This window comes from Trichothermofontia sp. (genome assembly GCF_053493415.1).
This window is the reverse complement of the sequence record NZ_JBRCAD010000182.1, coordinates 1-14741: the sequence shown is the minus strand read 5'-3', so window position 1 is coordinate 14741 and position 14741 is coordinate 1. Positions and strand designations below refer to the sequence as shown.

Annotated in this window: 14 protein-coding genes; 7 read left to right on the top strand and 7 right to left on the bottom strand. The window is 54.3% G+C overall.

The annotated features are described in order from the left end of the window. Window positions 1-622 precede the first annotated feature (622 nt). The 4 genes from ACWIUF_RS15990 (at window position 623) to ACWIUF_RS15975 (ending at window position 5988) form a co-directional block, all read left to right on the top strand. Window positions 623-2638 (top strand): GspE/PulE family protein, encoded by a 2016-nt coding sequence (locus ACWIUF_RS15990; protein ID WP_448573517.1) that lies wholly within the window; start codon window positions 623-625, stop codon window positions 2636-2638. A 205-nt stretch (window positions 2639-2843) separates the two neighbouring features. Continuing rightward, a complete protein-coding gene (locus ACWIUF_RS15985; RefSeq protein ID WP_448573516.1) occupies window positions 2844-3980 on the top strand; it encodes a type IV pilus twitching motility protein PilT in 1137 nt (378 codons plus the stop codon). Between the two features lie 156 nt (window positions 3981-4136). Further along, a complete protein-coding gene (locus tag ACWIUF_RS15980; protein WP_448573515.1) occupies window positions 4137-5351 on the top strand; it encodes a type II secretion system F family protein in 1215 nt (404 codons plus the stop codon). Window positions 5352-5388: 37 nt separating this feature from the next. Beyond that, entirely contained in the window at window positions 5389-5988 is a 600-nt protein-coding gene (locus ACWIUF_RS15975; RefSeq protein ID WP_448573514.1) for a hypothetical protein, read from the top strand. Between the two features lie 163 nt (window positions 5989-6151). Here the strand turns inward: ACWIUF_RS15975 and ACWIUF_RS15970 are convergent, their stop codons facing one another. Continuing rightward, window positions 6152-8305, bottom strand: coding sequence for a primary-amine oxidase (locus ACWIUF_RS15970; RefSeq protein WP_448573513.1), 2154 nt, complete (start codon window positions 8303-8305; stop codon window positions 6152-6154). Window positions 8306-8622: 317 nt separating this feature from the next. Between ACWIUF_RS15970 and ACWIUF_RS15965 the strand changes: the two genes are divergently transcribed. Further along, entirely contained in the window at window positions 8623-9204 is a 582-nt protein-coding gene (locus tag ACWIUF_RS15965) for a pentapeptide repeat-containing protein (RefSeq protein WP_448573512.1), read from the top strand. A 29-nt stretch (window positions 9205-9233) separates the two neighbouring features. Here the strand turns inward: ACWIUF_RS15965 and ACWIUF_RS15960 are convergent, their stop codons facing one another. The 3 genes from ACWIUF_RS15960 to ACWIUF_RS15950 form a co-directional block, all read right to left on the bottom strand. Then, window positions 9234-10157, bottom strand: coding sequence for an ROK family protein (locus ACWIUF_RS15960; protein WP_448573511.1), 924 nt, complete (start codon window positions 10155-10157; stop codon window positions 9234-9236). 1 nt (window position 10158) lies between these two features. Next, window positions 10159-10281, bottom strand: a complete 123-nt coding sequence (locus ACWIUF_RS15955; protein WP_448573510.1) for a hypothetical protein — start codon at window positions 10279-10281, stop codon at window positions 10159-10161. A 284-nt stretch (window positions 10282-10565) separates the two neighbouring features. Further along, window positions 10566-10685 (bottom strand): photosystem II protein Y, encoded by a 120-nt coding sequence (locus ACWIUF_RS15950; RefSeq protein ID WP_448573509.1) that lies wholly within the window; start codon window positions 10683-10685, stop codon window positions 10566-10568. 80 nt (window positions 10686-10765) lie between these two features. On the opposite strand from ACWIUF_RS15950, the gene ACWIUF_RS15945 reads away from it, so the two are divergent. Both ACWIUF_RS15945 and ACWIUF_RS15940 read left to right on the top strand, forming a co-directional pair. Then, window positions 10766-11641: a carbohydrate ABC transporter permease gene (locus ACWIUF_RS15945; protein ID WP_448573508.1), complete on the top strand. Its 876-nt coding sequence runs from the start codon at window positions 10766-10768 to the stop codon at window positions 11639-11641. Window positions 11642-11917: 276 nt separating this feature from the next. Then, entirely contained in the window at window positions 11918-12868 is a 951-nt protein-coding gene (locus ACWIUF_RS15940) for a hypothetical protein (protein ID WP_448573507.1), read from the top strand. 162 nt (window positions 12869-13030) lie between these two features. On the opposite strand, the gene ACWIUF_RS15935 is transcribed toward ACWIUF_RS15940, so the two are convergent. From ACWIUF_RS15935 to ACWIUF_RS15925, 3 genes are all read right to left on the bottom strand, one after another. After that, window positions 13031-13453: an ExbD/TolR family protein gene (locus ACWIUF_RS15935; protein ID WP_448573506.1), complete on the bottom strand. Its 423-nt coding sequence runs from the start codon at window positions 13451-13453 to the stop codon at window positions 13031-13033. Further along, on the bottom strand, window positions 13454-14164 hold the full coding sequence (locus ACWIUF_RS15930; RefSeq protein WP_448573505.1) for a MotA/TolQ/ExbB proton channel family protein: 711 nt from the start codon (window positions 14162-14164) through the stop codon (window positions 13454-13456). Between the two features lie 74 nt (window positions 14165-14238). Then, a partial coding sequence (locus ACWIUF_RS15925) for a hypothetical protein (RefSeq protein WP_448573504.1) occupies window positions 14239-14741 on the bottom strand: 503 nt, incomplete at its 5' end.

The window sequence follows — 14741 nt, the reverse complement described above, 5'->3', positions numbered from 1 at the left end:
CCTCCTCAATCTACTGCGATTGATCCGATTGTGCAAAATGGCTCACGGTACAAAATGGCCCATAGTGCACAATGACCCCGCGTGCGCTACCCAAACCAGGCAGTGCCCAGCACCCTGCCTGGTTGCTGCTAACACCAAGGGGAGGATGGTCCCCGAATGGGGGCTAATCACCCCAACACTCCCCGGCCTTAGCACAGGTAAGGGATGCTGCCCCTTGGGGCTAAAAACTTCCCCTGTTCATCAACAAAAATTTATAATCTATATATTATCCCACGCATTCCCACACCGAAAGTAAAGGTTATCATCCAAAGCTAAGGTGTGCTGGCGACACACAACCTTCGAGCAGACTCGGCACGAACTCTGTGCGATCGGGTATTCCCGGTGGGCTCGGGATCCTGGGCAATCGGGCCTTCCCGTCGCCCCCATCCAGCAGGGTGGGAGCGGTGAGTCATTAACGTAACTAATATCAGGGGCTTAACTATTCGTTTCCTAAGCTTGTGTGAGATTTCCCCGGGATCTCAGAAACTTCCCCCAGTTTGTGTGAACCCGATCATTGCCTTTGCGCTGAAATCCGGGAATACTCAACCATAAGCAACCCTTCTTCCTTCACCCCCGACTTGCTATGACCAACTCTTCCTCTGCACGACGGGCACTGATCGCCCATAACACACTCTCCCCCTTCGGCAACCAATTGGTGCAAGCGGGGTTCGCCGACACTAACCAAATGAGTCAGGCCCTGGTTGAGAGCCGCAAATCAGGTCGGCCATTGCCGGAAATCCTGAACGAGCTAACGGGTAAGGTGTTGCCTCCCGATCTGCTGCGGCAGTATAAGAAGCAGCAGCTATTTGAACTCAAAATTCTCTACGGGATTGAGTCCCTCGATCCGGAAATCAGCGAGACCTCGCCAGAGGAGATCAGTCAGCTAATCGATACCTTGGTCAGTATTGATGTTTGTCGGCGGTATCGTTTAATTCCCCTCGCCAAGGATAAGAACCAGACACCCCCCACGGTCACGATCGCAATGGTGGAGCCGGATAATCTGCTGGCCCTCGATGAGCTACAAAAAATCCTGAAGGGGTTCCAAATTCGGAAGGTCGTGATTGCGCCTGAGGATTACGAGCAACTCATCGCCCGCTACCTGGATGAGGCCGTTAAGAAAGCAGGAACCACTGCTGCCCAAGTCCGGGAAATTCGCACCGAAGACCTGGAAATCAAGCAAAGTGATCTCGCCAACTACGATCTGGAAGATGCCGATGACGAGGATGGGGATGTTGACCTAAATGCGGCCCTCGGTGAAGCCGAAAGTGCACCGGTAGTGCGCATGGTCAACCAGATTCTGGCCCGTGCCCTGAGTGAAGGGGTATCGGATATCCACATCGAACCCCAGGAAGAACATCTACGGGTTCGCTTCCGGAAGGATGGGGTATTGCAAGAACCCGTGCCGCGCTTACCCAAGAAAATTATTCCGGCGATCGTTTCCCGGTTCAAAATCATTGCCGATCTCGATATTGCCGAGCGACGGGCACCGCAGGACGGTCGGATTCGCCGCAAATTCCAGGGCCGCAACGTGGACTTTCGGGTCAATACCCTACCCAGTCGCTATGGCGAAAAGGTGGTGCTCCGGATTCTGGATAATTCCTCTACCCAACTGGGGCTTGATAAGCTCATCTCGGACCCGGAAACCTTGGCATTGGTGCGGGAAATGGCCAGTCGTCCCTTTGGCCTGATCCTGGTCACGGGACCAACGGGGTCCGGTAAATCTACGACCCTGTATTCCATCCTGGCGGAGCGTAACGATCCAGGGGTCAATATCAGTACCGCAGAGGACCCGATCGAATATGCGCTACCGGGCATCACCCAGGTGCAGGTGATTCGGGAAAAGGGCATGGACTTTTCCTCCATCCTGCGGGCTTTTCTGCGGCAAGACCCGGACATTATCCTGGTCGGGGAAACCCGGGATAAGGAAACGGCAAAAACCGCGATCGAAGCTGCTTTAACTGGACACTTGGTATTAACCACATTGCACACCAACGACGCCGCTGGCGCGATCGCCCGTCTGGATGAAATGGGGGTGGAACCGTTCATGGTTTCCGGTGCCCTGCTCGGCGTGGTTGCCCAGCGCTTAATGCGCCGCGTTTGCGACAAGTGTTATATTCCCTATACCCCCACCCCAGAAGAACTGGCTCGCTATGGCCTCAACGCCTCGACAGAAGTCGATATCACCTTCTACAAAGCGAATACCCTAACTGCCGATCAAATTCAGGCGGCGAAAGATGCCGGCAACCTCTGTCCCAAGTGTAATGGCGTTGGCTACAAGGGCCGCTGTGGGGTCTACGAAGTCTTGCGGACCACCGAACGTCTACAGATTGCCATTAACGAAGGCGCCCCCACCGAGCGCATTAAGGAAATTGCGGTGGAGGAAGGCATGAAAACCCTCCTCGCCTACAGCCTTGACCTAGTGCGCCAGGGGATGACCACGTTTGAGGAAGTGGAGCGGGTTACCTTTACCGATACGGGGTTAGAGGCTGAACTCAAGGCCAAACGCAAGACCTCCCTGACCTGTCGTACCTGTGGGGCGGGTCTACAACCGGAATGGATGGATTGTCCCTATTGCCTCACGCCGCGATTTACGGATTAGGGCGGCGCCCGTCCCCATACAATTGCTGGGCATTCCCTGTCATGTGGACGAGTATCCCTGGGTATGCTGGGAGTAGCCACTGTCACGAAGGCTGGAGGCGTGTGCTAAATACAAGCTGAGGTTTCACCCGTGTTGGCATTAAGCCAAAGCGTATCGTCGTTACGGATGTTGTCTTGTCGTTGCTGATCTTAAGGAGCCAAGCCGCATGGAGTTAATGATTGAAGACCTGATGGAGCAACTGGTGGAGATGGGGGGGTCGGACCTGCACCTGTCAGCAGGCTTGCCGCCCTACTTCCGGCTGAGTGGTAAATTAACGCCCATTGGCAACGAACCCCTCAGTTCCGAAGAATGCCAGCGGCTGATTTTCAGTATGCTCAACAACACCCAGCGGAAAAACCTGGAACAGAACTGGGAACTCGACTGTTCCTATGGGGTAAAGGGGCTGGCCCGCTTCCGGGTGAACGTCTACAAAGATCGGGGGACCTATGCCGCCTGTCTGCGTGCCCTGAGTTCCAAGATCCCCAGCTTTGAAAAGTTGGGATTACCGGAAGTGGTGCGGGAAATGTCCGAGAAGCCCCGGGGGCTGATTCTGGTGACGGGACCCACTGGCTCGGGCAAAAGTACCACCCTGGCCTCGGTGATTGACTATATTAACCGCACCCGGGCCGAACATATTTTGACCGTTGAGGACCCGATCGAGTTTGTGTACGAACCGATCAAGAGCTTGATCCACCAGCGGCAACTTAACGAAGACACCAAGAGCTTTGCCAATGCCCTGAAGGCAGCGCTGCGGGAAGACCCCGACATCATTCTGGTGGGGGAAATGCGGGACCTAGAAACCATTTCGTTGGCCATCACCGCCGCTGAAACCGGGCACTTGGTCTTTGGCACCCTCCACACCAGTTCGGCAGCCCAAACCGTAGACCGGATTATTGACGTATTCCCTGCCGATCGCCAAACCCAGGTGCGGGTTCAATTGTCTAACTCCCTGGTGGCGGTCTTCAGCCAAACCCTTGTCGCCCGCAAAAACCCCAAACCGGGTGAGTTCGGTCGTATCATGGCCCAGGAAATTTTGGTGGTTACCCCAGCCATCTCTAACCTGATTCGGGAAGGGAAAACGGCCCAAATCTACTCCGCGATCCAAACTGGGGCCAAATTGGGGATGCAAACCCTGGAGCGGGTGTTAGCCGATCTGTACCTAGCCGGGACGATCAGCTTTGACGCGGCCATGTCCAAAACCTCCAAACCCGACGAATTACAACGTCTGATTGGCGGGGCGACGCCGAAAGCAGCCAGTGCCCCCCCCCCGGGCGCGGGCAAGGTGGTGCAAGTTTCTGGTTAGGGGCTTCTTCCCTGCGGGCAGAGGTGGCCTAACTGCTGGCAGGGAGGCGATGAACTTGTTAAGCTAGGCCAACCCAATGGCCTGGGCCAGGAATCTGGACCAGAATCATCTGAGTAGTGGGACGATGCGTTAAATCCTTGCGGATGCGGATGTGAAATGCCTACCTATCTTGCGCGTGCTCGCGATGCACAGGGGAATACTAGACAACAGCGGGTTGTGGCCGACTCCCTAGCGGATGCCCGTACCCAGCTACGGGACAAAGGCTTCTTTGTCCAGGACATTGAAGAGTCTAAAGGGCTAGTCAACTTTGACCTGTCCAATATGCTGACCAGTGTCACGGTCAAGGATAAGGCGATCTTTTCCCGCCAGTTCGCCGTAATGGTGAATGCGGGCGTGGCGATGGTGCGGAGTTTGGGGGTGTTATCGGATCAGTGTACGAACCCTAAGTTGAAGACGGCCCTGGAAGATATCAGCGAAACGGTTCAACAAGGGGCAACCCTATCCGAATCTATGCGGCGGCATCCCAATTGTTTCGACAATCTCTACGTCAGCATGGTGCAGGCCGGTGAGATTGGGGGGGTATTGGATGAGGTGCTTAGCCGTCTGGCTAAGTTGTTGGAAGATACAGCCCGCCTGCAAAACCAGATTAAATCAGCCATGACCTATCCAGTGGTGGTGGCGATGATTGCCATCGGCGTGTTTTTGGGGATGACAATTTTCATCCTGCCCACTTTTGCAGGGATTTTTGCAGAACTGGGGGTTGAACTGCCCATGTTCACCCAGATCATGTTGGGGATCAGTAAATTTCTGCGCACCCCCCAATATTCGGGTGGGATGGTTGTGTTCTTGATCATTTTGGGGTACGCCTTCAAGCAGTACTATAAAACCCGCGTTGGGAAGGAAACGATCGATCGTCTGTCCCTCAAGCTACCGCTGTTTGGCGATCTGATTCAGAAAACGGCAACGGCTCGCTTTTGCCGAACCTTTGGGGCGCTCACCCGCTCCGGGGTACCGATCATGACCTCGTTGGAAATTGTACGGGATACCTCTGGGAATCAGGTGATTGCCAATGCGATCGAAGAAGCCCGCAAGGAAATTCAAACCGGGGGGATGATTAGCATCGCCCTCCAGCGGGAGCAGGTCTTTCCAATGATGGCCATTCAGATGATTAGCATTGGCGAAGAAACCGGGGAAATTGATGCCATGTTAATGAAGGTGGCAGACTTCTACGAAAATGAAGTGGAAGAGGCCGTCAAAGCAATGACCAGTATTCTAGAACCCGTCATGATCGTCTTTGTGGGGGGTATGGTAGCCTCGATTTTGCTGTCGATGTATCTGCCCATGTTTAAGGTGTTTGAAACCCTGGGTTAATGCCCCATCTGGCGTTGCTGTTGCTCGCTCAAGTGTTATGCCGATCGTGCCCCCCTACGAAGAGTTACTGGCTGAGTACAGCAACCGATCACCTGTCATTGCGTTGCTGCGGGAGTATCGTCCCTATTTGGAGATGCTCCCCAGTCTACGGCGACCCACGGAAAGTTTGATTCCAATTCCTTTGCCCCTCGTGAAGGCCCAATTACCCCAAGCCAGTGGGGAAACTACTTCACCTGTCCGGCAAGCCGTACGCCTACCCTGTGATATCGGTATTGTCCTGTGTGACCCCGACTGGAAGGTTAAAACTGGGGTCGAAATTTTCCTCTTCATCCATCGACCGGGGGAGAACTTTTCGGATTTACTCGGTCGCTGGCGACAGACCCAGGTTTGGCTCAGTTATCCTTACGAATGGATTATGCCCCTCCGCTATCGCCATATTTTTAGCGAGGGAGCTGACGCTATTTATCCTCTCTTTATACTTTTGGAAGATACCCCTGAACATATCCTGCAAGGTCTCAAGGGTGCCCGTTTGCCCGTAGTTGTGCGTGCGATCGCACCAGCGGCCCCCCCCAGTCATGAGGATGAAGGGATGTCGAAACGGGAGGATTCGGAGGCGAGTCAGCAGGGCTATTCTTGACACTTACCGGCGGTCGGGAGAGAACACCTTTAGCCCCACACCCAGCCCGATCGCGTGACTCCCATCAATACCATCCAAATATAAAAAAGCCGTCCTAGAAGGACGGTGCACCCGATCTAGATTTTCAGTAACCCCATTGCTTGCTCACCTCGGAAACGGCGGTTTAGGAAACGGCAGTTGGTGGCACATCTAGGGCGGGATTGCGGTCAAAGAATCCACTCGGAATGATTCTAAAACTGGCCCGTTCCACGGGCATGATCGGCCAATCCTCTGGGCGGGGAATGTGCGAGACCCCCATTGTGTACCACAGCACAATATCCTCCCCAACAATTGCCTGGTTATCCGCAACCCATTGGGGTAGTCCCTCACCGGGCAACCCCTGGTTGGGATAATTGCCCGCAGCATACTGTTCTAGCGGATTAAAGCGCGTGACCCACAGTTGATTCTCGGTAAAGACCGCCTGTTGACGAATCTCCGCATCCGGTAGGGCGAAGGGCATGGCATTCCCTTCCGGTTCCAGAGCAAAGGCTGTGTGGCTGCCTAACGCATTGGTACGATCGTGACTGAGCACCTCCCAATGGCGGTGTTTTTTCCAATTTAAGCGGCGAATGGCTTCCTGTTCCGTCGTTAACAGCGTTTCCTCGGCAAAGAAGGCATTCGATCGCGGATTACCGGGTCCGGCGGGGGCAGGGAGTACATTCACTTCTTCGACGGAGTTGGCCGTGCCATCGACATCAAAATCAAGGCGGAAGTTAAAGAAATGCTGGTGATTCACGGCGGCAAGATTACTGGCCACTAAGGTGGCATAGCGATCGCGCTCACTCATCGAAGCCACATCCGTCGCCGTTGTGCCTTTGATGAGCAGAATGCCCGTCAACATGACCTCAGCCTTCAGGGAGCCATCTTGCCCAAAGATCCAATTGAAACCATAGTCATAGTTGCCCACCGTCAGCAACGTTGTTACCACGAGTTCTCGGCCCCGACGCCCATCCAGCCTATCCGCTAGATAATCGTAGTGCCCCCAGAGCAAACCGCCATCCCGCTCATAAATCCCCACAGTGCTGGGGGCCACATAGGGTTCCCCAAAATCATCGGCAAAGACCGTATCAAGGAGTACCCCATGTTCGGGCACCTCACGGCCCAACGCCATTGTGTTGGCCAAGCGGCCTAGGCCGTATTCCCCGAAATCAAAGGCATTACGGAAAGACCAGGTGGGGTCTGGATCGGCGTAGGGCACCACCATTTCCGACAGACCAGCGCGATAGAGAATGGGACGCTCTTCCTCACTATCTTGATAGCTCACCTGATGGAGAACCAACCCTTCACGGGGTTCCAGAGAGAACCGGAAACGCCAATTTTGCCAGCTTACCTCATTACCTTGAATCGTGAAATCGGCCCCTTCTGGCTGTAGAACTTGTAAAGGTGCTGGCTCTGGACGTGGGGCGATCGCATCCGTGTCGTAGCCAAAATACTCATCACTGATGGGACTAATGACACCCGTATCTAGCACATTATCGACGGTCCGACTGTTAAGATCGACCGTCACAATAATGCCTTCAATCGGTCGTCCATAGAAATTGGTATCATCGCCAGCCAGGTAGGATAACCCCCGAATTAGCCTTGCCCCTCCAGCTTTTTCCGCTTCCGTCATCAGGCCCGGTGCCCAGCCATCAATAATCACATCCTCCAGATTCTCAATGCCGCGCCGCCGCATAGCTGCTTGCCAACGGGGGTCATTGCGCACAATTTCATCAACGGTTTCAAAGTCTTCCCATAAGAGCGGGGGTTGGCCACCGGAGACTTCCTGCCAAGATGCGATCGCTTGGGTATTCAGGTCAACAACGGCCTCAAAAATACGATTTTGTTCAATTTCATAAACCGTAGTGAATGCCTTCCGGCTAAAGTCATGACCGGGGGTAAAGGCTAGAACTTCTGCCTTGGGCGGCTCTTGCAGGGTGATATAGGAAAACCGGGCGGCATCGGTCAGATCACGATTTTGCTGGATAATCTCAACGACCTGGCTAATTTCCGCTGCACTTAGGGGGTCCAGAGGATGGCCAATGCTTGTGCCGGTAATGGGGTCAATAGCAGCCAACGGCGTATGATCGACGGGATCGAACAGGCGAGGATTTTCGGCTAAGGCTGCTTCAATATCGGCGACATCATAAAGCGCACTGGGATCGCGTCCTTCTCGTAGGCCATGCCGCAGAAAGTGGTCTAAGCCGCTAGCGAAAATACCTTCACTTACAGCTTGCGCCACATCAGGATAGAGCGCTAGGTAATAGCCTTCCTGAAACAGGTCTGTTATCTCAAACATGATGGCAATTCTTTCCAACAGGGGATGTTGATACTCCCGTCGGTGTTGGCCATTCCGCAGTTCTTGAGCATTCGGCGTTGGGCCTGACGGGATGCGGCAACTGTAAGGAATGTTTCCAATAAGACTCAGGAATCAAACAAAAATTTTTAGAATTCCGGTGCGACAAGCCGCCAGAAGCCAAAGTTCCCAGCAACGCCCTGCGTCCCTAAGCTGTGATACCCCCCCTAGCTGCTCCCGGTAACGGCCTCCATCCCCACAAATCAGCGATCGCAGTTAATATTGGGGCGACAATTCAACCCATACAATCCCATACAACCATGATGGCGAGAAAGGAAGGCGGGGGCGGCGGCATGGCGATCGCCCTAGGGATAGTCCTAACAACCCTTTTCCCTACCCAGGCGGCGGAACAAACCGATGTGAATCGCCTGTTGCGCACCGGGCATTGTCCTGGCTGTAACCTGAGCGGGGTGAACCTTTACGGCAAAAATTTGCAAGGAGCCAACTTACAAGGGGCTAATCTTCAGAAAGCTGACCTGTGGGGCGCGGATCTGCGGCAGGCCAACCTGCAAGGGGCCGATCTCAGCGAAGCCGAACTTTATAGCACCGATTTGCGGCAGGCCAATCTACGCAACACGACCCTTTGGGGAACTGATTTGGTGCGTGCCCGCCTAATGGGCACCGACTTCCGGGGGGCGAAGATTACCTCTGCCAACTTTCGCGGGGCGAACCTGGAGGGAGCCGACTTCCGGACCGCTAAACTTTGGGGCGTTAATTTCTACGGTTCCCAGTGGCAGGATGCCAATTTTGATGGGGTTGATATCACCAGCGTTAATTTCGATCGCGAGGGTTGGCAGCGCACAGTCCGACAGGTAGAGCATCGCAATCCGGTCTCCCAGTAAGCCGTATCCCAGTAAGCCCTTGCCAGTCCTTATCGCGGGGGTTGGAGCATCTCCCAAGCCAGCTTCGCGGCCCCCACCATACCCGCCTGATTTCCCAACTGGGCGGGTAGGAGTTGCAGGCCCTCGCGGGAAGTGGGTAAGACCCGCCGTTCAATTTCGGCCCATGCCGAGGGCAAGAAAAAGGGCGCACTGGCGCTAATACCGCCACCAATGACGATCGCCTGGGGGGTAAGCACGTAGATCAAACTGCTCAGGCCAATACCCAGATCGCGCCCATATTCCTGCCAAATCCCAAGGGCGATCGGATCGCCCGCTTGGGCACGGGTACCCAGTTCCGCCGGGTCACAGTTGGCCCGTCGTTGCAAGGCCGCGATCGACAGGTATTGCTCCAGCGATCCCTGATTGCCACTATTGCAGGTAGGTCCGTCGGGACGCAGGGTGATTAACCCCAGTTCCCCGGCTGCGCCGCGATGGCCGACAAAGAGGTGACTGTTTAGGATCACAGCCCCCCCCACCCCTGTCCCCAGGGTGAGCAAAATTAAATCCTGGAAGCCTTGACCTGCCCCTAACCAGGCTTCCCCCAGTCCGGCGCAGTTGGCATCATTGGCCAAAATTGTCGGGAGACCCGTCGCAGCCTCTAGCCAGTCAGCTAGAGGGACATCCTGCCAGCCGTCGAGGTTGATCGCAACCCGGACAATCCGCCCCGCCCCATCGGTAGGTCCGGGCATACCAACCCCAATCGCCTGGCTGGTCCGATCAGTATCCAGTTGGGCGATCGCGTCCACCATTGCGTCTAGGACGGCTGCGGGAGTGGCGGGTTTGGGGGTGGGGACCTGCTGGGTTTGTAAACAGGTGCCATCAGGGCGAAATTGTCCGAGTTTGATCGCGGAGCCACCCAGATCGATACCAAGGACAGTTGTTGCAGTTGCACCCATTGCTTCAGTTGCCTCCATTTCAGGGCACCTCAAAAAATACCCATCTTGTATTCACAACCCCCGTCATTTCGGCGGTTGGGGCAGTTGGACTGCCCCCAGCCCAGGCATCAAGGTGCCCTGCCGTCGTAGCCAGCGTAGCCATTTCAGTTATCCTGTGGCCTGAACAACCAGTAGGGATGGGGAAACTAGCGTGATCGTGGGGTTGGGGACGAGAGCGGAACCGATGAAGAAACCCAGATTAATGGAGAAGTCAAGTTTTGTGACAAATGGGGCAATGTATTGCCATGAAATCGCCATTAAAATGAGACACTCCGCTCGAAGTGTCTCATGACTGTACACGATCTCGTCGTATCCTTGTCTGCGATCAGAAATCCATACCCGCCTAGGGGGGATGGAATAGGAGTAACCCTCAAAGTTTGGCCAAACCTAGGCTGACTTGTTGAGGAAGTCCTGAGCTTGGGCGATCGCCAGCTTACCCACGTTGTAGAAGGCCCAGCCACCCGCCAGCAGCAAGGGCAACAGCACAATCAACAGTCGCCAGTCCATAGCTTATTGCTCCCGTTTTCCTAAGATTTATCAATAATTCTCATTTTTAGCATAACCTCGCTTGATTTTCCAGGTATCGTATGCGCGCCAAACTGACCCCCTATCTCTTTCTGCTGCCCGCCTTAGCCCTACTAACGCTAACGGTCTTCTTCCCAGCCTTGCAGGCGTTCTACCTCAGCTTTACCCGCTATATCTACGATCTCAGCCAAGCACCGGCCTGGGTGGGGTTAGCCAACTTTAAGCGGCTCTGGCACGATCCCGTTTTTTGGCAAACTCTGCGCAACACGCTGTTGTATCTGGTTTGTGTGGTGCCGCTGCTAGTGACCTTGCCTTTGGGGTTAGCCATTCTGGTTAACCAAAAGCTACGCGGGATGCATTGGTTCCGGACGGCCTACTATGTGCCCGTTGTCATCTCAATGGTCGTGGCCGGGATTGCTTGGCAATGGCTGTATGCCGAAAATGGTCTCTTGAACCAATGGTTGCGCTGGCTACGTCTGTCTGAAACGGGAATTCCCTGGTTAACGAGTCCTCAGATTGCGCTCTTCAGTGTTATGGCAGTAACGGTCTGGAAGGGGTTGGGCTATTACATGGTGATTTACCTGGCGGGATTGCAGACGATTCCGGCAGATTTATATGAGGCAGCGGCGATCGACGGTTCGGCGGGGATACGCCAGCACTGGGACATTACGATTCCCCTGATGCGCCCCTATCTTTTTCTGGTGGCGGTGATCTCAGCGATCTCGGCGACCAAGGTCTTTGAAGAGGTGTATGTGATGACCCAGGGGGGACCGCGCAATAGTACAAAAACGATCGTTTACTACGTTTATGAACAGGCGTTTCGCAATGCGGAATTAAGCTATGCCTGCACGATCGGGCTAGTGCTGTTTCTCCTGATTGTGTCCCTATCGGTTGTGCGGCTTGCCCTAGGGCGATCGCGCCTGGAAACCATGTATTAAATTTGTTAAGTTTTCCTCGGCCTGTCAGAGAAAGCAGCTATCTAAAAGCTAAACCCAACCTAATTACCAAGATTTATCGCTAAGATTCACTGCCAAGATTCATTCTGGAAATGCAGGCAATACTGGGCAGATGACCTGACGAACATCCCCCACAGCCCTCAGTCAGGGGCTAGCGGCAATTAAAAGGAAAGTCAACAGAACAAAAACTGGTCGGTAAGCAATGACAATCAATTAGCAAATAAACTGCTAAAATAGGGTAGCTTTTCAACTGTGCCCATGATCGAAACCCGCTCTGAGTACGATAGTCCCTGGAAGGACGTTCTAGAGACCTATTTCACCGACTTTATCGCCTTTTTCTTCTCCTCTATTTATGCCGATATTGACTGGTCAAAAGGCTACGAATTCCTGGATAACGAACTCCAACAAATTGTGCGTGATGCGGAACTGGGTCGTCGCATTACCGATAAACTGGTGAAGGTCTGGCGTAACAGTGGCCAGCAAACCTGGGTCCTGATTCATCTGGAATTGCAAAACACGAATGAAGATGCCTTTTCAGAACGGATGTTTGTCTACAACTATCGTCTGCGCGATCGTTACAATCTCGCCATTGCCAGCCTTGCCGTCTTGGGCGATGACAATCCCAACTGGCGACCCAACACCTTCAACAGTGAACTCTGGGGATGTCGTAACGACTTCCGATTCCCGATCGTCAAACTGCTAGACTATGGACAGGACTGGGCAGCGCTAGAGGCATCTAGTAATCCCTTTGCGATCGTCGTTATGGCCCATCTCAAGGCCAAGGAGACGCGCAAGGATCTGGGCGATCGTCAGCGTTGGAAACTGATTCTCGCCAAACGACTCTACCAGAAAGGGTTTGAGCGTACTGATGTCATCAATCTCCTGCGGTTCATTGACTGGGTAATCCAACTGCCCCAAGACTTGGAGAAAAGCTTCTGGCAAGAAATCTATACCTATCAGGAGGAAACCAATATGCCTTACATCACCAGCCTCGAACGCATTGCTAAGGAAGAGGGTTTGCAACAGGGCCTCCGTGATGGGGTGCTTGCCAACATTGATGTGGTGCTGGAAGTGAAGTTTGGTGAGGCAGGCTTACAACTCCTGCCAGAAATCCGAGCGATCGAGTCCGTAGAGACCCTGCAAACGATTCTGCAAACTCTTCGGACTGCCAACTCCCTCGACGAAATCCGGCAGTTGTGCACCCACTAAAAGTGACCTATTGACCCGATCGCCAACGACCAGATCGGGCCAGTCAGTCTAGGCCAATTAGAAGCGACGGGCGATCGTCACCCCTTCTGTTTGGGTTTTACGGCTAGCAACTTGTCTTTTAATAGCCTTAAAAAATTCCATAGATCCGTCAATCAGCCCTTTTTAACTCTCAGATTCATCGATCGCTAACGAGACGCGATCGCCCCCCACATCCTGCATCGTGCCTAAGAGTTGGATCACCTCCCAATAGGGAGCCTCGGCCTCGGCCTGGAGGAGCACACTCCCCTGGGGATTGGCAGCCAGGTAAGTCTGGATCGCCGCGATTAACTGTTCTTGGTTAGCGGGTTGGTCATTGAGGCGGATTTGTCCCCCTGCTTGCAGGTTTGCAATCAGGGGGTCCGGTAAATCCGGCGGGACGATCGCATCCCCAGGGGCCGGTAATTGCACCTCCATAGTTTGAAAACTACTCAGGGACATGGCCACAATCACAAAAAAAGCCAGAATCGCCAGCATGGCATTCATCATCGGGATCAGATTTACCTCTGGCAGGGGAGATTGTTGCTGTTGGGAGCGAAAACGCACCATCTAACCCTCCTCTAGCCGTCGCCCTTCATAGTGCTGCCCTTCATAGTGCCCTTCGTAGCGTCCTTGGTCGTGCCGTTTGTCGCGTCCTTCGTACCACTCTTGCCGATAGATCAACTCCAATTCCGTCCCCACATTGGAAAAATAGTCCATCTGCTGGGCCTGGAGCGCCACCAACACCCGAAACACCAACAGGGCTAAGATCGCTACAATCATCCCCGCTGCCGTTGTGATCAGGGCCTCGCCAATCCCCGCTGCGGCCTTTGTGGCTTCTTCGCTGGCCCCCCCCGCCCCAATGTTGAGGTTATTAAACGTGGCAATTAATCCCGTCACCGTCCCCAACAAGCCCAACAGGGGAGCCACCGCCACCACCGTTTCTAGCAACTTATCCCCCTTGCGCATTTGCACAAATTCGCGATCGCCCGCCGACTCCATCGCTAACCGAAACGTCTCTGGGCTGGGCTGTTTCAGCTTCAGGGGGGCCAGCAGGAACCGACCGATCGGCAATACCTGCGCCTGTTGGGCGATCGCCGCTGCTTTGTCTAAATCCTCATGGGCGGCAGACAGTACATCCTGCACAATCCGATCCTCCTGGCGCAGTAGGTGAAACCAGAACCAGGCGCGATCGAACGCACAGGCCACCGTCGCCACCGACAGGGCCAAAATCGGCCACATCACGGGTCCCCCCGCCAGGAAGAGATCGTACACAATCATAGAGGCAGTGCAAAAGGTAAGGATAAAGGCAAACTGTTCAGATCTTAAGGTAAGGGAGAGTCGGAGGCAGGCAATTAATGAGCAGCCACCGTGGGTTGGTGTGGGTCCTGCGTCCAAAGCACCACAAAGGTTGCCGTTTTGTCCGTTGCCCGCACGAGGCTGACATAGCGGACCGTATTCCCCTTTTTCACCTCATAGAGTGTCCCGCCCCCGTATTCCGGTTGTTCGGTAAACGTGAAGCCAACAAATTGACGCTGTAAGGACGCATAGACCTGCTCTGGGCGTTGCCGTGAAGCCCACAGCACATCCTCAATACTGGTTAAGGGGACAGGATCTTGGCCAGTTGCCTCACTCGCCTGTAAACTTTCTGCCGTGAAGAATTGTTCCGGCTGTTCAAACAAAAAATAGGGAATCCCTTGGCCTTCAACGGCATCCACCTGGCCAATACCTTGCTGGAGTTGTCCCAAAAATTCGTCCATTGCCTCAACGGGGGCTTCTGCCTCCAGGTTCTCCAATGGGGCAACTGGCTCCGCTTCAAGTGTTGCTAACTCAGGGGTGGCTGGGGTGGGGCTAGGTG

What these genes read in the sequence shown, in the direction of transcription:
- ACWIUF_RS15935 (WP_448573506.1), bottom strand. Translation starts at nt 13,453, where the DNA reads ATGGTGCGTTTTCGCTCCCAACAGCAACAATCTCCCCTGCCAGAGGTA.
- ACWIUF_RS15965 (WP_448573512.1), top strand. Translation starts at nt 8,623, where the DNA reads ATGATGGCGAGAAAGGAAGGCGGGGGCGGCGGCATGGCGATCGCCCTA.
- ACWIUF_RS15960 (WP_448573511.1), bottom strand. Translation starts at nt 10,157, where the DNA reads ATGGAGGCAACTGAAGCAATGGGTGCAACTGCAACAACTGTCCTTGGT.
- ACWIUF_RS15930 (WP_448573505.1), bottom strand. Translation starts at nt 14,164, where the DNA reads ATGATTGTGTACGATCTCTTCCTGGCGGGGGGACCCGTGATGTGGCCG.
- ACWIUF_RS15985 (WP_448573516.1), top strand. Translation starts at nt 2,844, where the DNA reads ATGGAGTTAATGATTGAAGACCTGATGGAGCAACTGGTGGAGATGGGG.
- ACWIUF_RS15970 (WP_448573513.1), bottom strand. Translation starts at nt 8,305, where the DNA reads ATGTTTGAGATAACAGACCTGTTTCAGGAAGGCTATTACCTAGCGCTC.
- ACWIUF_RS15955 (WP_448573510.1), bottom strand. Translation starts at nt 10,281, where the DNA reads ATGGCTACGCTGGCTACGACGGCAGGGCACCTTGATGCCTGGGCTGGG.
- ACWIUF_RS15945 (WP_448573508.1), top strand. Translation starts at nt 10,766, where the DNA reads ATGCGCGCCAAACTGACCCCCTATCTCTTTCTGCTGCCCGCCTTAGCC.
- ACWIUF_RS15940 (WP_448573507.1), top strand. Translation starts at nt 11,918, where the DNA reads ATGATCGAAACCCGCTCTGAGTACGATAGTCCCTGGAAGGACGTTCTA.
- ACWIUF_RS15980 (WP_448573515.1), top strand. Translation starts at nt 4,137, where the DNA reads ATGCCTACCTATCTTGCGCGTGCTCGCGATGCACAGGGGAATACTAGA.
- ACWIUF_RS15975 (WP_448573514.1), top strand. Translation starts at nt 5,389, where the DNA reads ATGCCGATCGTGCCCCCCTACGAAGAGTTACTGGCTGAGTACAGCAAC.
- ACWIUF_RS15990 (WP_448573517.1), top strand. Translation starts at nt 623, where the DNA reads ATGACCAACTCTTCCTCTGCACGACGGGCACTGATCGCCCATAACACA.
- ACWIUF_RS15950 (WP_448573509.1), bottom strand. Translation starts at nt 10,685, where the DNA reads ATGGACTGGCGACTGTTGATTGTGCTGTTGCCCTTGCTGCTGGCGGGT.